Raw genomic sequence first — 26,732 nt, 5'->3', positions numbered from 1 at the left:
TCTAATCTATTTTTACCCCAGCACCGGCTGCAAATTTGTAATATTAAAAATCCCCTCTAACAGGTCATCGCTTGGGTTTACTTTAAAATTTTTGGATGATAGCTCAACCTGCATGGCTTCCTCGCGGTTATTGATCTTGAAGCGTAGCTTGCAGTTTTTTACCGGGTACTTCTGATTATTTTCGTTAATCACATGTTGAATATCATCAAGCAATTTGCTATTAAGCATGCTGATATCGATACAAACCGTTAATGATTTGGTAAGTTTATCGCGCATTTCCGATAACATGTCCATAACAAGAATGCGCAGGTCCCAGTTATCTTTTTGGCGAAATTTTTCTTCGATGTTACCTTTCAGGTGTAAAAAGTATCCCTCCATCATCATATTACGAAATTTCACATAGTCGTCGCCAAACAGGGCAAACTCGTACGATTCATTGTAATCTTCCAGCACGAAAGTGCCAAAAGGTTTACCTGTTTTGGTCATTTTATGCTGAACGCTTGATACAAGGCCGCCAATGCGGATCTCACCGCGTTTCCTTAGCTCGTTAAACGCGCCCATGATCTCTTCGCCGCCCTCACCTGAACGGGCTTTTTGCATCAGCTTCAAATCGCTGATGGTGCTATTGCAAAAGCGCTCTAATTCAACCTTATAGTTATCTAAGGGGTGGCCGGTTAAGTAGATCCCGATCACTGTTTTCTCGTATTTCAGTTTCTCTATCAATGGCCATTCTTCAGCCTCGGGCATGGCGGGTTCTGGTACGTAGGATGCTACCGAACTACCAAACAATGATGATTGCGAACTGCTTTGCACATTCTGATAATCATTGGCGTATTTGATCAAGCGTTCAACACCGGTAAGTACACCAACATCTGTTTTGGCGAAGAACTGGGCACGGTTAATACCAAACTCGTCAAAGGCACCGCCGTAAACTAAATTTTCATATGATTTACGGTTTACGCTACGCGTATTTGACCGCCTTGCGAAGTCATAAACTGATACGTACGGACCATTCGCGCGCTCCTCTATAATACTCTCCACTGCCTTATCACCTACTCCTTTTACACCAGTCAATCCAAAACGAACCTGGCCCTTTTTGTTTACCGCGAAGGCCATGTCCGACTCATTGATATCCGGCCCTAAAACCTCTACACCCATCCTACGACACTCCTCCATAAAAAAGGTGATCTTTTCCATGTTGTTCTGGTTATTTAAAACCGCGGCCATGTACTCTGATGGGTAGTGCGCTTTTAAGTAAGCCGTTTGATACGCCACAAAAGCGTAACAGGTAGAGTGTGATTTATTGAAGGCGTACTGGGCAAAGGCCTTCCAATCTGTCCAGATTTTGGTCAGTTTATCTTTGGGATGGCCTTTGGCTATAGCACCGTCCATAAACTGGGCCTCCATTTTGTTGAGTACCTCAATTTGCTTTTTACCCATGGCCTTACGCAAAACGTCGGCATCGCCTTTACTAAAGCCGGCCAATTTTTGCGATAAAAGCATCACCTGTTCCTGGTACACGGTAATACCATAGGTTTCGCCCAGGTATTCCTCCATATCAGGTAAATCGAACACAATAGGTTCGCGGCCGTGCTTACGGCTGATGAAGTTAGGGATGTACTCTATCGGGCCCGGGCGGTACAGCGCGTTCATGGCAATTAAATCCTCAAACTTATCGGGCTTTAACTCGCGCAGGTACATTTGCATACCATCACTTTCAAACTGGAAGGTACCGTTGGTATCGCCCCGTTGATAAAGCTCGTATGTCTCTTTGTCATCAAGCGGGATGTAATCTATGTCAATATGTACCCCATGGTTTTGCTTGATCATCCGCAGGGCATCCTTGATAATGGTCAGGGTTTTTAAACCCAAAAAGTCCATCTTGATTACGCCTGCATCTTCAATTACACGGCCGTCATACTGGGTAACCAGCAGGTCGGAGTCTTTAGCTACCGAAACCGGTACAATGTCTGTTAAATCGTAAGGGGCAATGATGATACCGGCGGCGTGTACACCCGTGTTACGCACCGATCCTTCCAGCTTTTCAGCTTCGCGAAGCACCTGGGCACGCAGGTCGTTACCATTCAATATCTCTTTTAACTCGGGTACCTGTTCAATGGCTTCCTTTAAGGTAATTCCCAGTGTATCCGGCACCAATTTTTTGATGGCGATCATTTCAGACAGCGGCATATCCAACACACGGCCCACATCCTGGATACTGGTACGGGCAGCCATAGATCCGTAAGTAATGATCTGCGCTACCTGGTTTTTACCATATTTATCAACCACATAGTCAATAACCCTTTGCCTGCCTGCATCATCAAAATCCGTATCAATATCGGGCATCGATTTACGATCGGGGTTCAGGAACCTCTCAAACAGGAGGTTGTACTTCATCGGGTCGATGTTGGTGATGCCTGTACAATAGGCCACCACCGATCCCGCTGCCGAACCACGGCCCGGACCAATAAATACGCCCATATCGCGGCCGGCCTTTATAAAGTCGGCCACAATTAAAAAATAGCCTGCAAAGCCCATTGTTTTAATGGTGAACAGTTCAAAGTTGATGCGTTCTTCGGCCTCGGGCGAAATATCAATATAACGTTCCTTGGCACCCATAAAAGTGATGTGCTTCAGGTATTCCCACTGGTTAAGCGTATCGGCATCGCCTGTGGTGTGAATCTTAAATTCGGGCGGGATCACGTAGTTGGGCAGCAGGATATCGCGCTTAAGCTTCAACACCTCTACCTTATCTACAATCTCGTTGGTGTTATCTAATGATTCGGGCAGATCTTTAAACAGGTGGCTCATTTCCTGTTGTGTTTTAAAGTAAAACTGATCATTAGGGAAGCCAAAACGATAACCACGGCCACCTTCTTCGTCGGTAGCTATAGGGGTGCTTTGCATATCGCCGGTGTTTACGCAAAGTAAAATATCATGGGCGTTGGAGTCCTGCTGATCCACATAGTGCGAATCGTTTGAGCAGATCACCTTTACATTATATTTTTTAGCGTATTCTAACAGTACTTTATTTACCGTATTCTGATCGGGGATGTCATGGCGTTGCAGCTCGATGTAAAAATCTTCGCCAAACAAATCAAGCCACCATTTAAACTCTCTTTCAGCAGCCTCGGGGGTATCCCTTAATATAGCCTGGGGTACCGATGCACCAATGCAGCAGGTAGTAGCTATCAGCCCTTTATGATGCTTTAAAATCAGTTCTTTATCAATACGGGGCCATTTGCTGTACAGGCCTTCCATGTAGCCTAAAGAACAAAGTTTTACTAAATTTTTATAGCCTTCCGGGTTTTTGGCCAGCATCAGCTGGTGGCGGCGTAAATCTTTTTTCTCTTTGGTAAAGGTTTTAATGTGCCTGTCTGCCACCACGTAAAACTCACAGCCTACAATAGGTTTTACATTGTGCTTACCCGCTTCGGCCACAAATTTAAATACACCAAACATATTACCATGATCGGTAATGGCCAGGGCTTTCATCCCATCTTTTGCCGCCTTTTTATAAAGTTTTGAGATATCGGCAGCGCCATCAAGTAATGAAAACTGGGTATGAACGTGTAAGTGAGAAAAATCTGGCATATGTTAATCCGTTTCAACAAATCTGTAGAAATACAAAGTTATCAAAAAACAACTTAGCAGTATTGGTTGTTGAAAAAACAAAGAAAAGAGCCTCACCCTGCCCTCTTCAAAGGAGAGGGTAAGAAAAACTTTTTAAAATCTCCCCCTTTGGGGGAGATTTAGAGGGGGCTATGCTATTTGTTTAACTATCTTTAATCGTCCTTCACCTTTGAAAAATCAATACAATTGAAAAAATTTATACGAATAACCCTCAAAACACTACTCTGGATACTGGCAAGTGTGGTTTTCCTGGTTATCCTTATAGTAATTTTAATACAGGTTCCTGCTGTACAAAATTTTGCTAAAGACAAAGCCGTCACCTTTTTACAAAATAAAATCCACACCAAAGTACAAATTGGCCACATCAGCCTGGGTTTACCCAAGTTACTTGTCTTGGAAAATGTGTATTTTGAAGATCAGAAAAAAGACACCTTGATTGCCGGCGAAAAGCTGAAGGTTGATATCAGCATGCTTAAACTGCTGCACAACCAGGTTGAGGTGAACGAAATTAACCTGCAGGGCATTACCGCCAACGTAAGCCGCGGCGCCGACAGCGTTTTCAACTTTGATTACATTATTAAAGCCTTTGCCGGCGAGCAGAAAAAAGAGGTAAAACCCACCGATACCACATCTACCATGAAGTTTTCGGTAGATAAGATCAACCTGGATAAGATCAACATTAAATATAAAGACCTTACTACAGGTAATGATGTAAAATTTTTGCTGGGTCACTTTGATACCCGCATTAAGGATTTTGATATGGATAAAATGAAATTTACCATACCTAAAATTACCTTGTCTGATGTCGACGCTAAGATCATTCAAACACCTTCGGGTTCCTCTATAGCCCAGGCTGCCAAAATTGATACCGCGGTACAGCCCATGAACCTTGACCTTAACCTGGGCATTATTGATGTATCAAAAATTAAGGTTGATTACAAAAGCAACGAAATGGCCGCCAATGTTAACCTCAACAAGTTTTTGGTTGAGATGGATAAGATAGATCTGAAACATCAAAAAGTAGGGATTAAAACTATCGAATTAAACGATACCAAAGCCGATTTGAGTTTGGCCAAACCCACAACCGTTGCCAAAGCGATAGTAAAAACTGCCAAAAAACTGGATACCCTGGTGGCTTCGCCTTCATCATCCCGGTGGGCGGTTACCTTGGGAAAAATCAGTTTTAAAAACGACAATATTAAGTTTGACAACAACGCCCAAAAGGCCATTGCCAAAGGTGTCGACTTTGGCCACATGGATATCCGCAACCTGAATGCCGATGCCGAAAATATCTCTTATAATCCCGATACCATTTCGGGTAAGATCAACAGCTTCTCTTTCAGCGAAAAAAGCGGGTTAAAGATCAATAAATTTCATACGGCGTTTTTTTACGGGCCAACAAGTGCCTACATGAACGACCTGTTACTGGAAACACCGCAGACTACATTACAAAAATCGGTACAGGTAAGGTATCCGTCTATCGCGGCCATCAGCAAAAACATTGGTTCGCTGGGCATCACTGCCAATTTAGATGGCAGCAAGTTGGGTTTAAAAGATGTGTTACTGCTAATGCCAACTATGGCTACCATTGAACCTTTTAAATCATCGCCGGGTACGGTGTTTAAAATAAACGGTAAAGTAGCCGGGCAGGTAAATAACCTTGACATCCCTAACCTGGAGATCACCGGGCTAAGCAGTACCCACATTAAAGCATCGGCCAAACTCGAAGGCCTGCCCGATGTAAACAAGGCTTACTTTGATGTTACCATTAATGATTTTAATACCAGTAGGGCAGATATTGCCAAACTGGCACCAGCAGGCAGCATCCCGCCAAACGTAAGCATCCCCGAAAACATGAACCTTAAAGGCAACTTTAAAGGCAGCATGTACACGTTTGATACCAAGCTTGGCCTGCGTTCAAGCTATGGTGCTGCAGATGTTGTTGCCTCCATAAAAAACGGGCAAAATAAACAGAAAGCCAGCTACAAAGCCAATATTAAAGTGAATGAACTTAACGTTGGCGCGCTAACTAAACAGCCGCAAATGGTGGGTAAAATAACGCTGACCGCTAATGTTGATGGTTACGGGCTTGATCCTAAAACGGCCAGCATTAAGTTCAATGGCAACGTGGCTAAAGCCTATGTTAAGGGTTATACCTATCAAAACCTGGTGATGAAAGGTACATCAAGCAATGGCGTGTATACCGCGGTAGCGCGGATGAAAGACCCTAACATTAACTTTAGCCTGGATGCCAAGGCCAACCTCAATAAAAAATACCCATCGGTAAACGCTACGTTGGCCATTGACAGTATCAACCTTAAAAATCTCAATTTTGTAAAAGACGAGATGCGTTTTCACGGCAAGATAGTAGCTAACGTACCCACTGCCGATCCGGATTACCTGAATGCTGATATCCAGGCTACAGACCTGTTAGTGGTTAACAAAGGGCAGCGCATAGCCTTAGATACCGTAAGCCTGATCTCGACCGCCAATGCCGATAGCAGCACCCTGCGTTTAAAAACACCAATCATGAGCGCCCACATGGCCGGCAAGTACAAGCTTACCCAAATTGCCGATGCCGTACAGGATGTGATCAACAAATACTTTAATACCGCCATAGCCGGCGGGCAGCAGGTGGCCGTTACCACTAAGGATAGCAAAGGCAAAACTGTTAAAACCGGCAAAACCAAACCGGTGGTAATAGCCAAATACCCGCCGCAACAATTTACGTTTGATGCCAAACTGGTTAAAACCCCGCTGCTAACCCAGTTTGCTCCCGACCTGAAACAACTTGACCCGGTATTACTGAAAGGCAGCTTTAACAGCGAGAGCGGCGAATTGACCGTAAACGGATCTATCCCTAAAGTGGTATATGGCACTAATACTGTTAACCACGGAACGCTTAATGTTAACACCAATAATAACGCGCTTAACTATAACCTATCGGTTGATGAAGTAAAAATAGGTTCATCGGTCGATCTGTTGTACACCAGTATATCCGGCAGCGCCCATGATAATAAGCTTGGTCTTAATGTGCAGATCAGGGATAATACCAAAAAAGAACGCTTCAGGATAGCGGGTACGTTTAGCATTTTACCCAACGAATACCAGTTTAGTTTTAACCCCGATGGCTTGCTGTTAGATTATATGCCATGGGCGGTTAGTGCCGATAACTTTTTCCAATACGGACCAAAAGGTATCCTGGCGCACAATTTTACCATCACCAATACCAACCAGGTGCTGAGTGTTAACAGTAAAACCCAGGAATTTAACGCCCCGCTGGATGTTAAGTTCAACAACTTCCGCATTGACGCGCTTACCAAAATGGCCAAACAGGATAGCCTGCAAATTGGCGGTGTTTTAAATGGCGATGCCGAGGTAAGCAACTTTCAAACCTCGCCGGTTTTTGAGGCGGCTATCAACGTAAATGATTTTAGCTTTAAAGGTGATACCGTGGGCAATATAGCCCTAAAGGTAAACAACCAAACCGCCAACGCCTATAACGCCAACGTAAGTATTACCGGCAAAGGCAACCAGGTTGATTTAACCGGGGTTTACTACACCAATCCCGAAAGCAGGTTTGATATGAACCTGAACATCGTGAGTTTGAATATGAAGAGTATCGAGGGCTTTAGCTTTGGCAGCATCCGCAATTCAACAGGCAATATTACGGGCCAGCTAAAAATATCGGGCACTACCACCGCGCCATCCGTACGGGGCGATGTAAACTTCAACAAGGTGGGCTTCAATGTAGCCATGCTTAACTCCTACTTCAGGATGCCTAAAGAAAGTATCACGTTTAACGAGGAAGGCATCCGCTTTAACGATTTCACGCTGGTAGATTCTACCGATAACAAAGCTGTGGTCAGCGGTAGCATCTACACTAAAACCTATACCGATTTTGCCTTTGGAATGGATATAAACGCGTCAAACTTCCGCGCGGTAAACTCTACCCAGGCTGATAATAAACTGTTTTATGGCAAGCTTTATATAGATGCCAGGATAAAGGTGCGTGGTAATATGGATAAGCCGGTAGTTGATGCCAGCCTAACCGTAAACGATAAAACCGACATGACCTTTGTGCTGCCAACCGCCGATCCGGGTGTTGAAGACCGGAAGGGCGTGGTAGAATTTATTGACCAAAACGAGCCGAAGCTCGATTCGATATTATTGGCCCGCCAGCTGGATTCGCTCAAGAAATCAAACGTGAAGGGATTGGACCTATCGGCCAATATCGTGGTAAGCAAAAACGCCGCCTTTACCATTGTAGTTGATGAGCGCAACGGCGACGTGGTGCACCTGAAAGGCGAAGCCAACCTGAACGGCGGGATTGACCCAAGCGGCAAAACAAATTTAACGGGTACTTACGTGGTTAACTCGGGTTCATACAACCTGGCTTACGCTACCGTAAAACGCACTTTCCAATTTAAAAAAGGCAGTACTATTGTATGGACCGGCGACCCAACCAGTGCTAATATTGACCTTACGGCTGTTTACGTTGCTAACGTTCCTCCTATCGACCTGGTTGAAAACCAGCTGGGAAGCGGCGATAACGCAACCCAATACAAACAAAAACTTCCTTTTAACGTAAATCTTAACCTTAAAAACCAGCTGCTAACACCCGATATCAGTTTTGATATTATATTGCCCGATAGTAACTATACGGTTTCATCGGTAGTTACCACCACTGTTAACAACCGCCTGGCCCAGGTAAGGCAAGACCCCAATGAACTGAACAAACAAGTGCTTGGCGTATTGGTGTTAGGTCACTTTATTGGCGATAACCCATTCCAAAGCCAGGGAGCCGGTACTACCGTTGAGGGTACTATTAGAAATAGTGTGAGCGGTTTACTTACAGATCAGTTAAATAAGCTGGCCGGCAATCTTATTGAAGGTGTCGATCTTAATTTCGGCCTAACCTCCGGCGAGGATTATTCGTCTGGCACAGCAACCAACCGAACGGACCTGAATGTGGGATTATCCAAACGCTTCCTGAGCGACAGGCTTACAGTGAGCGTAGGCAACAACTTTAACCTGGAGGGTGCACAACAAGGACAAAAAGCAACCAATATTGCCGGCGACGTTTCTGTAGCGTATAAGCTGAGTAAAGACGGCCGGTACACTTTACGCGCTTACCGCAAAGACGAGTTTATTGTAATACAGGGGCAGGTTGTTGAAACCGGCCTTGGGTTTACCTTAACGGTTGATTACAACCGTTTCAGGGAGATTTTCCGTCAGCGTACGCAACAGGAAAAAGAACAGCGCCGCAAATACAGGCAGGAGCAAAAAGAAAAGGATAAAGAAAAGGCAGCTGCCAACAAAGTTGCCGACGACAAAGGAAAAGTGGCAGATGAGAAAATGAAGGCAAAAACAGATACCACCACTACACACTAAAGCCATGATCAAACATTTAAGATATATATTGATATTAACGGTATTACTTAATGCCTGCAGTAATACCAAATACCTTGCTCCGGGCCAAAAACTGTACACCGGCGGCGAGGTAAAAATTAAAAATAAAGACATTAAAAAAAGTGATGCCAAAGCGTTAAGCAACGAATTGCAGGCCTTGCTGAGGCCCTTGCCCAATGGTTCTGTATTAGGTTTAAGATTTAAGCTGTACCTGTACAACATCACCAAAACCAACAGAACCAAAGGCTTAAAACATTGGCTTAATAAATTTGGCGAACCACCCGTGCTGGTAAGTGCTGTAGATATGGAAAAAAACAGCAGCATATTGCAAAACAGGCTACAAAATTTAAGTTATTTCCAATCGCAGGTTAGTGGCGATACCATAAGCAAAGGCAAAACAGCTAAAGCGGTATATACAGCCGAAACCGGCCCGGCCTATAAAATAAGGAAAGTGATATTCCCGCCGGGGCATGAGAGTATTGACACCGCTGTTGCCGGTGCCGCCTCCAAAACGCTGTTAAAAGCCGGTGATAATTACAACCTGGACGTGATCAAAAATGAGCGCATCCGGATTGATGCCAAACTAAAAGAAGAAGGCTTTTTCTTTTTTGCACCCGAAGACCTGATTATGAAAGTTGACAGTACCATTGCCGGTCACCAGGTTGACATTTTTGTAAAAGTTAAAAACGATATAGCCGAACGTGCGCAGGAAATTTACACCATCCGCAATATTTACGTTTATCCAAGCTATTCGTTAACCGATACATCATTGATGATGGATAAAGCCAAGCCTTACCGCTGGTATAACGTGGTAGAGCGTCGTAAAACCATCAGCAGCTACGCTTTTGCAAACACCGTTCAACTACATCCCAATGATGTTTACAACCGCACCGCGCACAATAACTCCTTAAACCGGTTTGTAAACCTTGGGCCATACAAATTTGTTAAAAACCGCTTTGAGGATGTAACGCCCGATTCGCCAAAGCTTGATGTTTATTACTTTTTAACACCCTTCAAGAAAAAATCATTACAGCTGGAATTGTTGGGGCGCACTACATCGGCCAATTACACAGGTACACAGTTAAATATCAACTGGAAACACCGCAACGCCTTCATGGGTGCTGAGGCATTGGGCGTCACCCTTTTTGGGAGCAGCGATGTACAGGTTGGCGGCAATAACGGAGGCTTTAACGTATACCAGGCCGGTATTACAACAACCTTATCGTGGCCAAGGTTCATCAGCCCAATATACCCCAAGGCAGATAATGCCTATATCCCACATACCAACCTTACTTTAGGGTATACTTTGGTTAACCGGCAAAAGCTATATACTTTAAATTCGTTTAACGCATCCTTTGGTTATAACTGGAAAGAAAACGCGCACCGTACACATGAGCTTAACATTTTTAATTTAACTTTTGTAAACCCGCAAAGTGTATCAAAGCTTTATACGGATAGTATAGACCATACCCATAACCCGGCTTTAAAGCACGTGATTGAAAAACAATTTACTTTAGGCCCAAGCTACAGTTACACGTTTACCAATACTACCGAGGATTACCGCACAAACACTATTTATTATAACGGCAAAGTTGGGCTATCAAACAATATTTATGGTTTAATAACCGGTGCCGATACCACAGCAGGCAAAGTGCGGCAGCTTTTTGGCGCTACTTTTAACCAGTATGTAAAACTGGAAAATGAGGTAAGGTATTTTCATAAAACCGGCCCTAACAGCACCTTCGCCAGCAGGCTGATAGTGGGTGTTGGCTTACCTTACGGTAACTCTACCCAGTTGCCGTATAGCCAGCAGTTTTTTATAGGCGGACCAAACAGTTTACGCGGTTTCCAGGCCAGGTCATTAGGGCCGGGATCATATGACCCGAAGACAGATATTAAAGCGGGTGCTTTTTTACCGGACGAATCGGGCGATATAAAAATTGAAGCCAACCTGGAATACCGACCGAAGTTGTTCAGCATAGTACGCGGCGCGTTATTTGTTGATGCGGGCAATATATGGCTGCTCCATTCGGAAGGACGCCCCGGTGGTGGCTTTAATAAAAACTTCTTAAATGATATTGCTGTGGATGCAGGTTTCGGTCTGCGCTTTGATTTAACCGTACTGGTGCTACGTACCGATATGGGTTATCCCTTACGTACCCCCTACCTGCCGGCTGGGCAACAATGGGGCTTTAACGCCCGCTACGCGGTGTTTAACCTGGCTATAGGGTATCCTTTTTAATTAATTATTGAATTATTGATTGACTGAATTATTGAATTTAAGAAAGTTTATAGAGACTATATTCAATAATTCAATAATTCAATAATTCAATAATTCAATAATTCAATAATTCAATAATTCAATAATTCAATAATTCAATAATTCAATAATTCAATAATTCAGTAACTACCTCACATGACCGTTCCTCTCCAAATCATCGATCTGCACGACGATGGTTACCATCCACTTGTTGAAGTGATACTGTTTGGCAAAGCATTTATTGTGGTGCTGGATACCGGCGCATCAAAAACAGCCTTTGACCAAAGTATGTTGGCCGAGGCAAGCGAGGCTACCTCCATTACCGCCAGTGACAGGCTGTCGACCGGATTGGGCACCAACACCATGGAATCATTTACAGCAACCATAAAAGGCATGTGCATTGGTAGTTTAAAAGTAGCTGCCTTTGACGTAGCCGTTTTAGATTTATCTACCATTAATATTGCCTACAGCCAAATGGGGCATCCGCAGGTATTAGGAGTTTTAGGGGGCGATATATTGATGAAGTATAAAGCCGTTATTGACTACGGTAAGCAGACCATGAAGCTGACAAAGCCCAAAAGCAAGGCCAAGGGAATCATCTGATCACCTTTTAGCTGATCATTCTTACTTTAACTTCGTCTTTACTTAATTTGAAATAGGCTAAAAAGTATATGGTATAGATCACCACTCCTATTGTTATCATAAGCGCACCGGGATAAAAAGCAGTGGTGTACAAGCCGTTTATTACATATAAGACACTTACCGCAATAAACACACGCATAGGCAACATGCTTAAATCACCCATCATACTATCGCGGATAGATCTTTTGGTTTCGCCGAAAAGGTAACCAGTATAAAAAAACCTTAAGGGAATAGCAACGTAAGGCAGCAAGGCCATGCCCCAAAAGATCCACCTAAGCGTATGCGGGCTTAATAAAGATCTGCTCATCATCAAATACACTCCTAAGGAAAATCCCATTACCAGCAAAAGGTACGGAAACTTAAAAAACGATATAAAGTAGCCAAACTGCTTGTGGCGCAATTCTTTTACCATCGCTTTTTTACAGTTGTTTTCCATGCTGATGAGGTTGTTATGGCCACCAAAGTCACGCCGGATAATATCGTTCACCGCATCCTGGAACGTTTGGGTGTACGGTTGTTCCTGCAATGCGCTAATCATGTGGTCATAAACTTCCTCGTAAGTTTCGCGGTATAAAAACACCTTGCGCAGGTAGTGTTTTAATAATTGGTCCTGGCGTGCATCTAATTTCATAAAGTAGTATTGCTTAGGTTAAGGAATTCGCAACCATCATCTGTTTACAAAAACGGATGGCGGTTAAATTGAGGAGTACAAAGCCCATTAATATGGCGGTAATTATGGTTGGTGGTATTTGTTTAAAAAGGTTCCAGTTATCATCCTTATCGGTAAATAATAAAACAAATTGAGGCGCGTAGATCAGGAAGTTTAACAACGCCCCTGGCAGATAAGTCATGGTAAGCATATGCCCTTTGATCAGCGATTGTTTCCCCTTGATGGTTTTTATTTTACCCGATAACTGGAAGTGCGTGTACAACAATGGCGAAAAGGCCAGCAAAAGACATCCTGCCAGTAACGCTGCTCTTACAGCTTTAACATCGGGCAATTTAAAACTTATTAAAATGGCTATCAGCGTAAAAACAAGCATTTGCCAGTTAAGGTAGTACCTGAAACTGTTGTTCCACAACCTGCGCACGCTTTGCAGGTAAATATCTTTTTGCCCGGCGGCCAGTTTTTCCATACCAAAAAAACCGCCAAAATGCTCATCAACCACCTGCTGAAACAACCATCTGATGCCCTGCTCATCGCCCGCGTTGCGTTTCTCCTCAATAGCGGTAATGATGTGATCCAGAATTTCGTTATAAATTTCCTGGTATTTGATGTCGTAGATCTTCATCCGCTCATCAATCCAGCTTAGTTCTTGTTTGGTGAGTATCATTTTATAGCAGGTTTAGTGACAGTTGCAATTCCATAAAGTTGATCTGAGCTTAACTTGTTATTGGTATTAGCGCTTTAAAATGTTGGCAAAAGCGAATAGCGGAAAGGTTTAAAAATATATACAGCATCGTTACCGCCACGAAGATTGTTGGAGATAAATAGTTAATAGCATAGCCCGGCAAAAAACAGAGCAGCCAATTAAGTAACCAAAACGATGTTGATATTTTTTTTATTAAATGACGCCTTAAGAAGGATTGGCTACTGTCAACAGATTTTACAACCCGTCCTTTTAAAGAGAAATAGGCGTAAATAACAGACGAACCGGTTAGCAGCAGGCAACCTGCCATTAATAACCACTTTACCGATTCAACATTGGGCAACTCAAGGCTTAGCAATAGTGCTATAACTGTAAAACCCAACATAGGCCAGGTGATGTGATATCTCAAACTTTGCCACCACAGGTCTTGTATCTGTTGTGTATATAAGTACTCTTGTTTAGCTGCCAGGTTTGCTATGCCTTCGTATCCGCCAAATTGGCCGTCAACCACCTGTTGAAACAAAAACTCAATACTATTACGATCACCAGCCTCACGCTCGCTTTCGATGGCAGATATAATATGATCTAGAATTTCATTATAGATCTCCCCATATTTGATCTGATACGTTTTCATCCGCTCATCAATCCAGCTTAGCTCTTGTTGGGTAAGTATCATTTTATAGCAGGTTTAAGGTTTAACAATGCCTGCAACTGATCAATAAAAGACCGTGCTTCATCCAGCTTACTGGTAACCTCTTTACCCCCTTCTTCGGTTAGGCGGTAATATTTGCGCACACGGTTATCAACCACCTGGGTAAAAGTTTCCAGGAAACCATCCGCCTCCAGCTTATGCAGGGCCGGGTAAAGCGCGCCTTCGGTCAGCATGATCTCGCCGGCGGTTACTTCCTTTACCTTTTGGGTAATTTCATAACCGTACATCTCGGCATTATCTTCCAGCAGTTTTAAAATGATGGTTTGCAGGGTACCTTTCAGCAATGGGTTTGTGCTCATAAATCAAATGTATAAATTATTTATATACATAACAAAATTATGTATACCCCCCCAGCCCCCTAAAGGGGGAGTTTTTGATTTGCATGTTTGATTTGCAAATATTCGACTTAAAGCAAAAAAGCCTCCCCAATTATGGGAAGGCTTTTAATTACTTGCATATTTATCCGCTCGCTCCCCCTTCAGGGGGCCGGGGGGCTCCTATGTATCTATCTTGGCGTATTTAGCGTTGCGCTCAATAAACTCGCGGCGTGGTGCTACTTCATCACCCATCAGCATGCTGAAGGTATGATCGCACTCGGCAGCATTTTCAATGGTGGCACGTTTTAGAGTACGGGTTGCAGGGTTCATGGTAGTATCCCAAAGCTGAATATCATTCATCTCGCCCAAACCTTTGTAACGCTGTACGTGTACGCTATCTTCCTTACCGGCACCTTTAAGGCGTTGTATAGCGGCATCGCGCTGTACATCGTTCCAGCAATATTCAAACTCCTTACCTTTTTTAACCTGGTATAACGGCGGCGAAGCGATGTACACATAACCGGCCTCAACCAATTCCTTCATATAACGGAAAAAGAAAGTTAAGATCAGCGTGGTAATGTGCGAACCATCCACGTCGGCATCCGTCATGATGATGATCTTGTGGTAACGCAGTTTAGTTATGTTAAGGGCCTTATCGTCATCGGGGGTACCGCGGCTTACACCTAAACCGGTAAACATGTTCTTGATCTCTTCGTTTTCGTAGATCTTGTGCTCCATGGCTTTCTCCACGTTCAGGATCTTACCACGCAGTGGCAAAATAGCCTGGTATTCGCGGTCGCGGCCCTGTTTGGCGGTACCACCCGCCGAGTCACCTTCTACAAGGTATAACTCGCAAAGTGAGGGGTCGTTATTGGCACAATCAGATAGTTTACCCGGCAGGCCAGAGCCAGTCATTACGCTTTTGCGCTGTACCAGTTCGCGGGCTTTACGGGCAGCGGCACGGGCCGTAGCAGCAAGCACCACTTTACCAACTATTAGTTTAGCTTCTTTAGGATTCTCTTCCAGGAAGTTACCCAGAATTTCGCCTACCGCTATATCAACCGCACCCATTACCTCATTGTTACCCAATTTGGTTTTGGTTTGCCCCTCAAACTGCGGCTCCTGCACTTTTACCGATACAACTGCGGTTAACCCCTCACGGAAGTCATCACCGGTAATCTCGATCTTCATGTTTTTCAACAAGCCCGATTTATCGGCATAAGCCTTTAACGTACGGGTTAAACCCCTGCGGAAGCCGGCAACGTGCGTACCACCTTCAATCGTATTGATGTTATTTACGTAGGAGAATACATTCTCGGAGTAAGTATCATTATACTGGAAAGCAAGTTCAACCGGGATGCCGTTCTTTACACCGTCAAGATATATCGGCTCTGGAATAATAGAGTTACGGGTACCATCTAAAAACTTCACAAACTCGCGCAAACCACCTTCAGAGTAAAACTCTTCGCTCGGGAACGAACCATCCTCATTAGGGATCCGCTCATCTGTTAATGTAAGGCGGATGCCCTTATTTAAGAAGGAAAGCTCGCGTAAACGGCCTGCAAGGGTATCATATTTATACTCGGTAGTAAGGGTAAAAATGGTAGCATCCGGTTTAAAGATAACCGTTGTACCTCTTTTATCGGTTTCGCCAATGGTTTTTACCTCAAACAAAGGCTTACCTTCAGAGTATTCCTGGGTCCAGATCTTACCTTCGCGATAAACCAACGCGGTTAGGTGAATAGACAATGCGTTAACGCAACTAACACCCACACCGTGTAAACCACCAGATACCTTATAAGTATCCTTATCAAATTTACCACCGGCGTGTAACACGGTCATTACCACCTCTAAAGCCGATTTCTTCTCCTTAGTGTGCATTGCGGTTGGGATACCGCGACCATTATCTTCAACCCTTATCGAGTTATCTTTTAATATAAAAACCTTAATTGTGTCGCAGTGGCCGGCAAGGGCTTCATCGATAGAGTTATCGACAACCTCATATACCAAATGGTGCAAACCTTTTACGCCTGTATCACCAATGTACATGGACGGACGCTTACGTACCGCCTCTAAACCTTCTAATACCTGTATATTATCTGCTGAATAATTGGATTTGTCCTGATTTTCTTCGCTCATATTTATTTAGTACAACAACCTTCAAAACTACGAAAATTAACCCGTAATGACGAATATTTGTGGATAAAAAGCGAGGTGTGAGGAATTTGAAGATTCGGCGATTTGAGAATTTGAAAATGAACTTTCAAGTCAATATTTTCAAATTCTCAAATCTTCAAATTTTCAAATAAACAATTGATTAGGATACTTGTAATGAAAGTTTATCTTTGTCAAACTTTTTTAAATTTTTTATTGAGATAATGAAAACAAGGGCTTCAATTTTAACAAAATTCACATTCGGAATTATACTTGCAGGTAGCTTGGCAGCCTGTAACCAAAATAAAACTGCCGATAAACCGGCTGCTACAACTGCAGCAACTGTTGACAGTAAAGAAACCATAGTTTATATCAACTCTGATACTTTATTAAGTAAATATGAGTACACCAAGGATATGAACAAACGTTTGGAAGAAAAAGGCAAAGCTTCGCAAAGCGACTTACAGGCAAAAGGCCAGGCTTTTCAGCGTGAAGTTGCTGAATACCAAAAAAGCGCCGCTACTTTACCTGCCGATCAGCGCCAGGCTACTGAGCAACGTTTACAACGTAAACAACAGGAATTACAAGGCTATCAGCAAAATGCTACTGCCGAATTCCAAAATGTACAGGGAACAGAAAGTGCTAAACAATATGATAAAATAGCTGATTTTACTAAAGCTTACGCTAAAGAAAAAGGCTACAAACTGGTATTGTTATACTCAAAAGCAAACCCAACCGTATTATATGGCGATCCATCTTTAGATGTTACTGCAGATGTGATCAAAAGATTGAACGAAGCTTACGCTAAGGATAAAAAATAATATCAATTTGAAGATTTGAGAATTTGGTAATTTGAAAATTGCCTTTCTCATTTTCAAATCTTCAAATTCTCAAATTTTCAAATAAAACCTCAACTTCGGTTGAGGTTTTTTAATTTAGAGGACTATGGAAAATACGGCACACGAAAAGTTTATGCGCATAGCTATTGAGCTATCAGAATATAATGTAAAACAGGGAATGGGTGGCCCTTTTGGTGCGGTAATAGTTAAAGACGGCATGATCCTGGCCCGCAGCGCAAACCGCGTAGTGCCCACCAACGACCCTACGGCTCATGCAGAAGTTTCGGTGATTCGCCTGGCCTGCCAGGAACTGGGTACTTATGACCTTTCGGGTTGTGAAATTTATACCAGCTGTGAACCCTGCCCCATGTGCCTTGGTGCCATATATTGGGCCCGTATTGATAAAGTTTACTACGCCAACACCAAAGCCGATGCTGCATCAATAGGCTTTGACGACCATGCCATATACGATGAGTTGGAAAGCCCAATGGCTGATAGGAAATTACCTTTTGTTCAACTCCTGCGCGATGAGGCACTATCTGCTTTTAAACTTTGGGAGATAGAGGAGAATAAAACAAGATATTAGGCCCCCTCTATATCTCCCCCGGTAGGGGAGACTTTTATAAGTTTTTTAAGCCCTCCCTTCCTGGGAGGGTTTGGGTGGGGCTCATTCTTCGTCCTCAGTATCAAAAAAATTGTCTTTCAGATCGTCAATTTCCCGGCGATCTGCCTTGGTTGGTCTGCCAGTTCCGCGATCACGTTTCAGGATCGGTGCCTGGAACATGGATTTGAAGGCCTGGGTTTGTTCAACCGGGGTAATATCCAGGTAATAGTCTACCGCTTTTTTTGCATCCACCCTATTTTCAAGCAAGCCGGTAACCCGGATAATTTTACGATCCGGACCTTTTGATACCTGGTAGGTATCGCCAATTTTAACTTCGTATGATGGTTTTATGTTTTTGGTATCCAGTTTTACACGCCCGGCCTTACAGGCATCAGATGCCAGCGTACGGGTTTTAAAAACCCTGATGGCCCACAGGTATTTATCTATTCTTAATTTCTCTTTTTCGGGCATAATTAATTGCGTTCAATTTTGGGCAAACAGGTTTGCGCTGCAAAATTAACGATTTACCCGGGCTTCAGACGATTTACCTATTAATATGAACCTTTATAGGAAAGATTCAACTCTCTAAATTGATTAAAAAAGCTTATTGCTTATCCAACCAGGCTTGCAGGTCTTTTTTGATGTATTTGTGGTACAGGTATTCTGCGTAACCCACACTGATGTAGTCTGGAAATTTCCATGTTGGGTAGTAGTTCTTTTTAATCCATTTAAGAAAACTAAAAAAAACGATGCCTAATATCAGCAATGAAGATACTGCCAACAGTACAATGCAGAAGATAGCCATAGCGTTCATAGTCGAGAGGAGATCAGGTTCAGAATTTAGTGATTTATTAAACAATTATACACATAAATTCACGATTATGAAATACTATATAATTAAAAATCAGTACAATTAGAGAAAAAACAATGCATCATATTACGAGACATCATTTTTAACCGATTGCACAAATTTGTCGTCCTTAAAATACCGTTCATCAATTTCAACCCATACAAATCAACTTAAACTCCTTTACCCAAATTCAAGCAATTCTCCTTAAAATTCCTTTAATTTGCCAAAAGTTATTTTCACTGATGCAAGATCTTAAAAAACTGATTGAAGATGCCTGGGACGACAGGAATCTGCTAAACTACAATGAATACATTACCGCTATTGAAACCGTTATTGAACGTTTGGATAAAGGCAAAATTAGGGTAGCCGAACTTATTGGTTCCCGCTGGCATGTAAACGAGTGGATCAAAAAAGCAGTTATTTTGTATTTCCCTACCCGCCAAATGAAAGAAACCAAAGTTGGCCCTTTTGTTTTCCATGATAAAATGGAATTAAAAACCGACTATAAAGCAACAGGCGTACGCGTGGTACCCCACGCCATAGCCCGTTACGGTGCCCATTTGGCTAAAGGCGTTATCATGATGCCATCGTACGTAAACATTGGCGCATATGTTGATGAAGGTACTATGGTTGATACCTGGGCTACTGTAGGTTCATGCGCGCAAATTGGCAAGCATGTTCACCTGAGCGGTGGTGTTGGTATTGGTGGTGTGTTGGAGCCATTACAGGCTGCCCCGGTTATTATTGAAGACAATTGCTTTATTGGCTCAAGGGCTATTGTTGTTGAAGGTGTACACCTGGAGCACGAAGTTGTATTAGGTGCCAATGTGGTTTTAACCGCGTCAACCAAAATTATTGATGTTACCCACTCAACCCCTATTGAGTACAAAGGCCGTGTTCCTGCCCGCTCGGTAGTGATCCCTGGCTCATATACCAAAAAATTTGCTGCCGGCGAATACCAGGTGCCTTGCGCCCTCATCATTGGCACCCGTAAAGAATCAACCGACAAAAAAACTTCCCTCAACGATGCTTTAAGGGAAAATAATGTAGCGGTTTAAAATAGGTTTTGAGTTGTAAGTTTTGAGTAGTGAGTTTTCTTTTAGGTTATTCTTAAACTCAAAACTTACCACTCAAAACTCATAACTTAAATACATGAAAATAGGATACGATGCCAAACGGGCGTTTTATAACAATACCGGCCTGGGCAATTACAGTCGCTGGCTCATTAAATCGCTGGCGTATTTTCATCCCGAAAATTCCTATTTTTTATATACGCCCAAAGCAAAAGCCAACCAGCGTCTTAATTTTTTAGGCGATCATGGTAATATCCAAACAGTTACTCCTCAAAGTAAATTTTTCACATCCTGGTGGCGCAGTAAGGGCATTGTAAAAGACCTGCAGCGCGACAGTATTGAGCTGTACCACGGTCTTAGTCATGAATTGCCATGGGGTATAAACCGTAGCGGCATCAAAAGCATAGTGACCATTCATGATCTTATCTTCATGCGCTATCCTAAGCAGTTTGGCTGGTTTAACTACCGGGTTTACCTGGCCAAGGTAAAACATGCCTGTAAGGTTGCCGATAAGATCATCGCCATAAGTCAAAAAACAAAAGATGATTTAATTGAACTATTAAACATCGACGCTGATAAAATTGAAGTGGTTTACCAGGGTTGCGATGTGGCTTTTAAGGAGTTAAAAAATGATAAGCAAAAGCTTGCTGTAAAAGCAAAATATAACCTGCCAGATAAGTTCCTGCTTAATGTGGGTACTATTGAAGAGCGTAAAAACCTGTTGCTTGTAGTACAGGCTTTAAAAAATACACCCGCAGATGTTCCCCTGGTGGTGGTTGGCAAACCTAAAAAATATGCCGAAAAGGTAAATGATTATATAGCTGCGAATAACCTTACCAATAGGGTGATCTTTTTAAAAGATATCCCTTTTGATGAGTTGCCTGTTATTTATCAGCTGGCACCGATATTTATTTATCCATCGCGTTACGAGGGTTTTGGGATCCCTGTATTGGAGGCCCTAAACTCGGGCACGCCCGTTATAGCAGCTACAGGCTCGTGCCTTGAAGAAGCCGGCGGACCAGATAGCCGGTATGCAAATCCCGACGATGCCGACGACCTTGCACAACAAATAAACCTGTTGCTTGCCGACGACAACTTAAGGCAAACAATGGCTGCCAAAGGCCGGGAGTATGCCGAAAATTTTAACGATGATAAACTGGCCCTGCAATTGCAGCAGGTTTATACAAACACATTAAACTATGCTTAGAGACGAAGTTGCCAAAGCTTTTAAAGTATTACAGGAAGGCGGCATTATACTATACCCTACCGATACCATTTGGGGTATCGGCTGCGATGCCACTAATACCGAAGCCATCAAAAAGATCTTTCGCCTTAAACAACGCGATGAGGCCAAAAGCATGATCATTTTGCTGGATACAGAAAATAAGCTGGAAAGCTATGTACAGGAAGTAAATCCTTTAGCTTACGACCTGATTGAATATGCCGAAAACCCTTTAACCCTGGTAATGCCGGGTGCCAAAAACCTATCGCCGGCTGTAATAGCTCCCGATGGGAGCGTGGCCATAAGAGTAAGTAGTCATGAATTTTGCAAACAGATCATCCAACGTTTACGCAAACCATTAGTATCAACCTCGGCCAATATCAGTGGCAAACCATCGCCACAATACTTTTCACAAATTGACCAGGAGATCATAGACGGAGTTGATTATGTGGTTGACCTGGAACAACACAGCAAAGAGATCAAAAACCCATCAACCATCATGAAACTGGCACCCGATGGAAGTTTTGAGTTTATAAGACGGTAGGGAAAAGAGTCAAGAGATTAGAATCAAGAGTTAAGAGGTTGTTTAAAAACATATAAAAGCCGTCATTGCGAGGTATAAAATCCGCGGACTGTGAAGGAGGAAGTGACAATATAAAAATCCCTTCTGTCCTCATCGTCAATTCGAATTAACATTTTATAATGCGTCCATCCCAATTGCGAACGCAGTGCGTTCGCAATTGGAAATGTGCGATAAAACTGCCGAAACAACTCTATCTGTCTTTTTGAAAAGCCACTGCCATATTCCGGCTCTAACTGATCTGCAATAAATTTTGTTAAATAATTACCATAATCCGCACGATCTTTCCCTTGCTGCTCTTCCTCAAAAATTCTTTGTCCAATATACCAATACATCAAAGTACGCTCATGATCAACTGATCTAATTGCCCTGTCTTTCGCATTATTAATAATGGATTGTATATCTGTTATAATGGATTGATTTATAAGCATCGCTATCGGGTATATCACTTAATGTTCAAAACTACAAATAATAGAATTTGCAAATAGCCCCATTCTCTCTCCTAATTTCAATCTCACAATTTAGAGTTTAGAATTTAACCTTACCTTTGAACTTTAGTTTAAAGTCCAATTTTATTGGATTTAGAATTTAGTTTTTAGCGTTTCACCATTATGCAACACCACCTGCAGCATCCTGTATTTTCTGTTATATCCAAACTTGCGGCACAGCATAATGTACAGGTTTACGCCATTGGTGGCTTTGTGCGCGATATTTTTTTGAAGCGTCCGTCTAAAGATATCGACATCGTTGTTTTGGGCAACGGTATTGAATTTGCCGAAGCTGTTGGGGCTAATCTTAAAGTAAAAGTTGCCGTCTACAAAAACTTCGGTACTGCATCACTTAAGTACCGCGACCTTGAAATTGAGTTTGTAGGTGCCCGCAAAGAATCATACCGCCGCGACTCACGCAAACCTATTGTGGAGAACGGCACGTTGGAAGACGACCAAAAACGCCGCGATTTTACCATCAACGCGCTTGCCATTTCGCTTAACCCGGATACCTACGGCGAGCTACTTGATCCTTTTGATGGTATGGCCGATATGGGGCAGAAACTGATCCGTACGCCGCTTAACCCGGCCGAAACTTTTTCTGACGATCCCTTGCGCATGATGCGGGCCATCCGGTTTGCTTCGCAGCTTAACTTCAGGATTGATGAGCTTGCAGTAAACGCCATAAAAAACAATGCCGATAGGATCAGCATCATATCACAGGAGCGCATTACCGATGAATTGAATAAGATCATCCTGTCAAAAATACCTTCGATAGGATTTAACTACCTGTTTGATACTGGCTTGCTGCACAAAATATTCCCGCAAATGACCAACCTTTATGGGGTTGATTATATTGACGGTAAAGGCCACAAGGATAATTTTTACCACACCTTGCAGGTACTTGATAATATTTGCGAAACTACCGAAGACCTATGGTTACGCTGGGCTGCCATTTTGCATGATATTGCCAAACCAGCCACCAAACGTTTTGAAGCCGGTCATGGCTGGACGTTTCATGGGCACGAGGATAAGGGTGCACGCATGGTACCTAAAATATTTGCCCAGTTAAAACTCCCGCTTAACGAAAAAATGAAGCAGGTGCAAAAACTGGTCCAGCTGCATTTGAGGCCGATTGTTTTGTCGCAATCCATCGTTACAGATTCGGCAGTGCGCAGGTTGCTTTTTGAGGCTGGCGATGACATTGAGGGGCTAATGTTGTTGTGTAAAGCAGACATCACCACAAAAAACGAGTACAAGGTTAAAAAGTATCGTAACAATTTTGAGCTTGTTCAACAAAAATTAAAAGATGTTGAAGAGCGCGATAGCATCCGTAACTGGCAGCCGCCGGTAACCGGAATTGATATTATGCAGCTTTTTGGTATAAAAGAAGGCCGCGAGGTGGGGATTATCAAAAACCACATCCGCGAAGCTATCCTGGAAGGCGAAATCCCGAATGAGCGGGAAGCTGCCATTCAGTACACAATTGCCAAAGGTTTAGAAATTGGCTTAAAAGTTGTGGCAAACACAATTTGAATTAAAACACTATTTTTGTCCCCATTAAAAATTTTATAAGAAATGGCACTATACAGGTTCAGGGTTACTTTTGAAGATTATGATGATGTGATGCGAGAGATTGATGTGAAATCGAATCAAACCTTCGAGGATCTTCACCGCGCAATACACAAATCTACCGGTTATGATCCCGAATTTTCATCATCGTTTTATATCAGCAATGATCAATGGATGAAAGGTGAGGAAATAACCTATTTGCCAAATCAAAAAAGAAAAGACAGGGGAATTTCCCTGATGAGCAAGGTAAAGCTGCTGAGCTTTATCGACGATCCTCATCAAAAATTTTACTATACCTTTAATTTCGATCGCCCGTTTGATTTTCATGTGGAGCTGATGAAGATCATTTTAGATGATACCCCGGGTGTGGTATATCCCGCCGTAATCAAATCTGTTGGCGAAGCTCCAAAACAATTTGGCAACGTATTTGCCCCTGCCGCAACAGCCGCTGTACCCGATGATGACCTGGATTTCTTAAACGAAATGGCCTTTAACCCCGAGGACGCCGAAGATTTCTCGGAAGTTACCGACGTTGATGCCGACCTGCCCGAAGAAAAAGCAGCTGAGGACGAGGAAGAAGACGATGAATTTGGCAACGAATTTGCGGACGAGGAAGGCTTTGATGACGATGACAGATCGCACCGCGGTGGTGGGGATGATTATTAATACTTAGTAGTTCATGGATCATAGATAATGGTTCATAGCACTAAGAGCCTGTTTAAAAATAAAAAGATCGTCATTGCGAGTGATAAAATTTCGCGAAATTCTGAAGGTGGAATGACAACATAAAGCTATGTCATTGCGAGGACCGAAGCAATCGCGAACTGTGCAGATCCGCCCTGTAGAGCATGCGATTGCTTCGTACCGCGCAATGACGGGTGTATAAAAATATTTTTGAAAGAAATTTAAACAGGCACTAAGTAATTACAAATTATCATAAAGGACCATTAACTCCGAATATTTTATACCTCGTAGTTAATGGTTTTTAGTTTAATACCAGTAGCCACTCAAATTGGGCTATGATCTATGAACCATTAACCATGAACCTTCCCACCAAAACCCTCATTGTAGTAGCCGGCCCAACAGCGGTTGGCAAAACAGCTGCGGCTATTGAGCTGGCAAAGCATTTCAATACGGTGGTGGTATCGGCCGATTCGAGGCAGTTTTTCAGGGAAATGAGCATTGGTACCGCCAAGCCCAGCGATGAGGAACAAAGCCAGGCTACACACTACTTTATCAACTCCCATTCCATTACCGAACCTTTTTCTGTAGGCGATTTTGAAAAGCAGGGATTAGTTCTGCTCGACGAGCTTTTTAAAACGCACGACCATGTTATTTTGGCAGGAGGATCGGGCCTGTACATCAAAGCCATTTGCGAGGGTTTTGACGATCTGCCAACGGCCGATCCAGCCATCCGCGAAAAGCTAAACCAGGAACTGGAAGAAAAAGGACTTACGCATCTGCAGGAAAAACTAAAGTCGGCCGACCCGGTGTATTATGACGAGGTTGACCTTGGAAACCCCCAGCGCATCATCAGAGCTTTGGAAGTTTTTGAAAGTTCGGGCAAGCCTATCTCGTACTACCGGCAGGCTACCGTTAACCAGCGTCCGTTCAATATCATCAAGCTGGCCTTAAACATGCCACGCGAGGTGTTGTACAACCGTATTAACCAAAGGGTAGATGTGATGATGCAGCAAGGCTTATTGGCCGAGGTGGAAGCCCTTACCCCCTACCGGCAACTCAACGCCTTAAATACGGTGGGTTATAGCGAGATCTTTGATTATATCGACGAAAAAACTACGCTCGATAAAGCTATTGGAATGATCAAACAAAACACCCGTCGCTTTGCCAAACGGCAGCTCACCTGGTTTAGGCGCGATGAGCAATTCATTTGGTTTGATGCAACCAGGGCCGATGCTACCAATCAAATGATAGCTGCTGTACAAAGTGCCCGATAATCTTCTACCCTGTTTACCATAGCCCCCGATTTTAAATGCGATTAATCGCCTCAACATTAGCATAAAATTGCTAATATTGCAGTTTAAATGCTAAACACTACTATTTAGGTGGATTTAGCGGGTTTTGAAGTTAACATGCATAAATATTCTCTTACTCATCTGCAGGAATTAGAATCTGAAGCCATTTACATTATCAGGGAAGTGGTTGCTCAGTTTGATAGGCCTGCTATACTGTTCTCGGGCGGTAAAGACTCTATTGTAGTTACACACCTGGCAAAAAAGGCCTTTTGGCCGGCCAAAATACCTATGCCACTTATCCACATCGATACTGGCCACAACTTTCCCGAAACCATGGAGTTTAGGGATAAGTTAGTGGAAAGTTTAGGCGTACAACTGATAGTTGGCTCGGTACAGGAAGCTATTGATAAAGGCCGTGCTGTGGAAGAAAGCGGCATTAACGCCAGCCGTAACGAACTGCAAATTGTGACCTTACTTGATGCTATAGAAAAACATAAAATTGATGCGGCCATTGGTGGTGCCCGTCGTGATGAAGAAAAAGCACGCTCAAAGGAACGTTTCTTTTCGCACCGCGATGAGTTTGGTCAGTGGGACCCTAAAAACCAACGCCCCGAGCTTTGGAACATATTTAATGGCCGCAAACGTATGGGCGAGCACTTCAGGGTGTTCCCGATAAGTAACTGGACCGAAATGGACATCTGGAACTATATTTTACAGGAAAACATTGAGATCCCGTCGCTGTACTTTGCACACAACCGTAACGCTGTTTACCGCGATGGAACCTGGCTGCCGGCATCGGAGTTTTTATCGCTACGTGATGGCGAGTTTGTAGAAAACAAGCTGATGCGTTTCCGTACATTGGGCGATATCACCATAACAGGAGGTATTGAATCTGACGCGGATACATTGGAAAAAATAGTTGCCGAAGTATCGGCCACCCGCAGTACCGAGCGTGGTAACCGCAGCGATGACAAACGTTCTGATACTTCAATGGAAGACAGGAAAAAACAAGGTTATTTTTAATTTGA

21 protein-coding genes are annotated in these 26,732 nt (G+C 43.1%); 12 read left to right on the top strand and 9 right to left on the bottom strand.

The window, feature by feature from the left end:
* Positions 1 to 12: 12 nt before the first annotated feature.
* A complete protein-coding gene (dnaE, locus tag FHS10_RS06780; RefSeq protein ID WP_259088844.1) occupies positions 13 to 3,594 on the bottom strand; it encodes a DNA polymerase III subunit alpha in 3,582 nt (1,193 codons plus the stop codon).
* A gap of 225 nt (positions 3,595 to 3,819) precedes the next feature.
* Here dnaE and FHS10_RS06775 point away from each other — a divergent pair, with 225 nt between their 5' ends.
* The 3 genes from FHS10_RS06775 to FHS10_RS06765 all read left to right on the top strand — a co-directional run bounded on the left by FHS10_RS06775 (position 3,820) and on the right by FHS10_RS06765 (position 11,908).
* Positions 3,820 to 9,027 carry a translocation/assembly module TamB domain-containing protein gene (locus FHS10_RS06775; RefSeq protein ID WP_259088838.1) on the top strand — a complete coding sequence of 1,736 codons (5,208 nt, stop codon included), beginning with the start codon at positions 3,820 to 3,822 and terminating at the stop codon, positions 9,025 to 9,027.
* 4 nt (positions 9,028 to 9,031) lie between these two features.
* Positions 9,032 to 11,287 (top strand): translocation and assembly module lipoprotein TamL, encoded by a 2,256-nt coding sequence (gene tamL / locus FHS10_RS06770; protein ID WP_259088837.1) that lies wholly within the window; start codon positions 9,032 to 9,034, stop codon positions 11,285 to 11,287.
* Positions 11,288 to 11,461: 174 nt separating this feature from the next.
* Positions 11,462 to 11,908 carry an aspartyl protease family protein gene (locus FHS10_RS06765; RefSeq protein WP_259088833.1) on the top strand — a complete coding sequence of 149 codons (447 nt, stop codon included), beginning with the start codon at positions 11,462 to 11,464 and terminating at the stop codon, positions 11,906 to 11,908.
* Between the two features lie 7 nt (positions 11,909 to 11,915).
* Here the strand turns inward: FHS10_RS06765 and FHS10_RS06760 are convergent, their stop codons facing one another.
* The 5 genes from FHS10_RS06760 to gyrB form a co-directional block, all read right to left on the bottom strand.
* Positions 11,916 to 12,578 carry a hypothetical protein gene (locus tag FHS10_RS06760; protein ID WP_259088832.1) on the bottom strand — a complete coding sequence of 221 codons (663 nt, stop codon included), beginning with the start codon at positions 12,576 to 12,578 and terminating at the stop codon, positions 11,916 to 11,918.
* A 13-nt stretch (positions 12,579 to 12,591) separates the two neighbouring features.
* On the bottom strand, positions 12,592 to 13,281 hold the full coding sequence (locus tag FHS10_RS06755; RefSeq protein WP_259088831.1) for a hypothetical protein: 690 nt from the start codon (positions 13,279 to 13,281) through the stop codon (positions 12,592 to 12,594).
* A gap of 49 nt (positions 13,282 to 13,330) precedes the next feature.
* Positions 13,331 to 13,993, bottom strand: coding sequence for a hypothetical protein (locus tag FHS10_RS06750; protein WP_259088830.1), 663 nt, complete (start codon positions 13,991 to 13,993; stop codon positions 13,331 to 13,333).
* Positions 13,990 to 14,328: a PadR family transcriptional regulator gene (locus tag FHS10_RS06745; RefSeq protein ID WP_259088829.1), complete on the bottom strand. Its 339-nt coding sequence runs from the start codon at positions 14,326 to 14,328 to the stop codon at positions 13,990 to 13,992. The genes FHS10_RS06750 and FHS10_RS06745 overlap by 4 nt, the downstream gene beginning before the upstream one ends.
* A 198-nt stretch (positions 14,329 to 14,526) precedes the next feature.
* Positions 14,527 to 16,485, bottom strand: coding sequence for a DNA topoisomerase (ATP-hydrolyzing) subunit B (gene gyrB, locus FHS10_RS06740; RefSeq protein ID WP_259088827.1), 1,959 nt, complete (start codon positions 16,483 to 16,485; stop codon positions 14,527 to 14,529).
* A 239-nt stretch (positions 16,486 to 16,724) separates the two neighbouring features.
* Here gyrB and FHS10_RS06735 point away from each other — a divergent pair, with 239 nt between their 5' ends.
* Positions 16,725 to 17,321 (top strand): OmpH/Skp family outer membrane protein, encoded by a 597-nt coding sequence (locus FHS10_RS06735; RefSeq protein WP_259088825.1) that lies wholly within the window; start codon positions 16,725 to 16,727, stop codon positions 17,319 to 17,321.
* 124 nt (positions 17,322 to 17,445) lie between these two features.
* Positions 17,446 to 17,925 (top strand): nucleoside deaminase, encoded by a 480-nt coding sequence (locus FHS10_RS06730; RefSeq protein ID WP_259088824.1) that lies wholly within the window; start codon positions 17,446 to 17,448, stop codon positions 17,923 to 17,925.
* A gap of 81 nt (positions 17,926 to 18,006) precedes the next feature.
* Here FHS10_RS06730 and FHS10_RS06725 read toward each other — a convergent pair whose 3' ends face one another.
* Entirely contained in the window at positions 18,007 to 18,414 is a 408-nt protein-coding gene (locus FHS10_RS06725) for an Hsp15 family ribosome-associated heat shock protein (RefSeq protein WP_259088822.1), read from the bottom strand.
* Positions 18,415 to 18,547: 133 nt separating this feature from the next.
* A complete protein-coding gene (locus tag FHS10_RS06720) occupies positions 18,548 to 18,748 on the bottom strand; it encodes a hypothetical protein (RefSeq protein ID WP_259088820.1) in 201 nt (66 codons plus the stop codon).
* A 287-nt stretch (positions 18,749 to 19,035) separates the two neighbouring features.
* Between FHS10_RS06720 and FHS10_RS06715 the strand changes: the two genes are divergently transcribed.
* The 3 genes from FHS10_RS06715 to FHS10_RS06705 all read left to right on the top strand — a co-directional run bounded on the left by FHS10_RS06715 (position 19,036) and on the right by FHS10_RS06705 (position 21,632).
* Positions 19,036 to 19,851, top strand: coding sequence for a 2,3,4,5-tetrahydropyridine-2,6-dicarboxylate N-succinyltransferase (locus tag FHS10_RS06715; RefSeq protein WP_259088819.1), 816 nt, complete (start codon positions 19,036 to 19,038; stop codon positions 19,849 to 19,851).
* 94 nt (positions 19,852 to 19,945) lie between these two features.
* Positions 19,946 to 21,073 carry a glycosyltransferase family 4 protein gene (locus FHS10_RS06710; protein ID WP_259088817.1) on the top strand — a complete coding sequence of 376 codons (1,128 nt, stop codon included), beginning with the start codon at positions 19,946 to 19,948 and terminating at the stop codon, positions 21,071 to 21,073.
* Entirely contained in the window at positions 21,066 to 21,632 is a 567-nt protein-coding gene (locus FHS10_RS06705; protein WP_259088815.1) for an L-threonylcarbamoyladenylate synthase, read from the top strand. Before FHS10_RS06710 ends, FHS10_RS06705 begins: the two co-directional genes overlap by 8 nt.
* A gap of 62 nt (positions 21,633 to 21,694) precedes the next feature.
* Here FHS10_RS06705 and FHS10_RS06700 read toward each other — a convergent pair whose 3' ends face one another.
* A complete protein-coding gene (locus FHS10_RS06700; RefSeq protein WP_259088806.1) occupies positions 21,695 to 22,099 on the bottom strand; it encodes a DUF1016 N-terminal domain-containing protein in 405 nt (134 codons plus the stop codon).
* Between the two features lie 180 nt (positions 22,100 to 22,279).
* Here FHS10_RS06700 and FHS10_RS06695 point away from each other — a divergent pair, with 180 nt between their 5' ends.
* From FHS10_RS06695 to cysD, 4 genes are all read left to right on the top strand, one after another.
* Positions 22,280 to 23,692 (top strand): CCA tRNA nucleotidyltransferase, encoded by a 1,413-nt coding sequence (locus FHS10_RS06695; RefSeq protein ID WP_259088805.1) that lies wholly within the window; start codon positions 22,280 to 22,282, stop codon positions 23,690 to 23,692.
* Positions 23,693 to 23,734: 42 nt separating this feature from the next.
* Positions 23,735 to 24,394, top strand: a complete 660-nt coding sequence (locus FHS10_RS06690; protein ID WP_259088803.1) for an IS1096 element passenger TnpR family protein — start codon at positions 23,735 to 23,737, stop codon at positions 24,392 to 24,394.
* Positions 24,395 to 24,768: 374 nt separating this feature from the next.
* On the top strand, positions 24,769 to 25,686 hold the full coding sequence (gene miaA, locus FHS10_RS06685; RefSeq protein WP_259088802.1) for a tRNA (adenosine(37)-N6)-dimethylallyltransferase MiaA: 918 nt from the start codon (positions 24,769 to 24,771) through the stop codon (positions 25,684 to 25,686).
* Positions 25,687 to 25,821: 135 nt separating this feature from the next.
* Positions 25,822 to 26,727: a sulfate adenylyltransferase subunit CysD gene (cysD, locus tag FHS10_RS06680; protein WP_259088800.1), complete on the top strand. Its 906-nt coding sequence runs from the start codon at positions 25,822 to 25,824 to the stop codon at positions 26,725 to 26,727.
* The last annotated feature ends 5 nt before the right edge of the window (positions 26,728 to 26,732 follow it).

Origin of the sequence: Mucilaginibacter dorajii, from assembly GCF_024808255.1 — a bacterium.
GTDB lineage: Bacteria > Bacteroidota > Bacteroidia > Sphingobacteriales > Sphingobacteriaceae > Mucilaginibacter > Mucilaginibacter dorajii.
The sequence above is the reverse complement of the archived record's forward strand: the minus strand, read 5'-3'. Positions and strand labels throughout refer to the sequence as shown.

What these genes read in the sequence shown, in the direction of transcription:
- dnaE (WP_259088844.1), bottom strand. Translation starts at nt 3,594, where the DNA reads ATGCCAGATTTTTCTCACTTACACGTTCATACCCAGTTTTCATTACTT.
- tamL (WP_259088837.1), top strand. Translation starts at nt 9,032, where the DNA reads ATGATCAAACATTTAAGATATATATTGATATTAACGGTATTACTTAAT.
- FHS10_RS06765 (WP_259088833.1), top strand. Translation starts at nt 11,462, where the DNA reads ATGACCGTTCCTCTCCAAATCATCGATCTGCACGACGATGGTTACCAT.
- FHS10_RS06760 (WP_259088832.1), bottom strand. Translation starts at nt 12,578, where the DNA reads ATGAAATTAGATGCACGCCAGGACCAATTATTAAAACACTACCTGCGC.
- FHS10_RS06755 (WP_259088831.1), bottom strand. Translation starts at nt 13,281, where the DNA reads ATGATACTCACCAAACAAGAACTAAGCTGGATTGATGAGCGGATGAAG.
- FHS10_RS06750 (WP_259088830.1), bottom strand. Translation starts at nt 13,993, where the DNA reads ATGATACTTACCCAACAAGAGCTAAGCTGGATTGATGAGCGGATGAAA.
- FHS10_RS06745 (WP_259088829.1), bottom strand. Translation starts at nt 14,328, where the DNA reads ATGAGCACAAACCCATTGCTGAAAGGTACCCTGCAAACCATCATTTTA.
- gyrB (WP_259088827.1), bottom strand. Translation starts at nt 16,485, where the DNA reads ATGAGCGAAGAAAATCAGGACAAATCCAATTATTCAGCAGATAATATA.
- FHS10_RS06735 (WP_259088825.1), top strand. Translation starts at nt 16,725, where the DNA reads ATGAAAACAAGGGCTTCAATTTTAACAAAATTCACATTCGGAATTATA.
- FHS10_RS06730 (WP_259088824.1), top strand. Translation starts at nt 17,446, where the DNA reads ATGGAAAATACGGCACACGAAAAGTTTATGCGCATAGCTATTGAGCTA.
- FHS10_RS06725 (WP_259088822.1), bottom strand. Translation starts at nt 18,414, where the DNA reads ATGCCCGAAAAAGAGAAATTAAGAATAGATAAATACCTGTGGGCCATC.
- FHS10_RS06720 (WP_259088820.1), bottom strand. Translation starts at nt 18,748, where the DNA reads ATGGCTATCTTCTGCATTGTACTGTTGGCAGTATCTTCATTGCTGATA.
- FHS10_RS06715 (WP_259088819.1), top strand. Translation starts at nt 19,036, where the DNA reads ATGCAAGATCTTAAAAAACTGATTGAAGATGCCTGGGACGACAGGAAT.
- FHS10_RS06710 (WP_259088817.1), top strand. Translation starts at nt 19,946, where the DNA reads ATGAAAATAGGATACGATGCCAAACGGGCGTTTTATAACAATACCGGC.
- FHS10_RS06705 (WP_259088815.1), top strand. Translation starts at nt 21,066, where the DNA reads ATGCTTAGAGACGAAGTTGCCAAAGCTTTTAAAGTATTACAGGAAGGC.
- FHS10_RS06700 (WP_259088806.1), bottom strand. Translation starts at nt 22,099, where the DNA reads ATGCTTATAAATCAATCCATTATAACAGATATACAATCCATTATTAAT.
- FHS10_RS06695 (WP_259088805.1), top strand. Translation starts at nt 22,280, where the DNA reads ATGCAACACCACCTGCAGCATCCTGTATTTTCTGTTATATCCAAACTT.
- FHS10_RS06690 (WP_259088803.1), top strand. Translation starts at nt 23,735, where the DNA reads ATGGCACTATACAGGTTCAGGGTTACTTTTGAAGATTATGATGATGTG.
- miaA (WP_259088802.1), top strand. Translation starts at nt 24,769, where the DNA reads ATGAACCTTCCCACCAAAACCCTCATTGTAGTAGCCGGCCCAACAGCG.
- cysD (WP_259088800.1), top strand. Translation starts at nt 25,822, where the DNA reads ATGCATAAATATTCTCTTACTCATCTGCAGGAATTAGAATCTGAAGCC.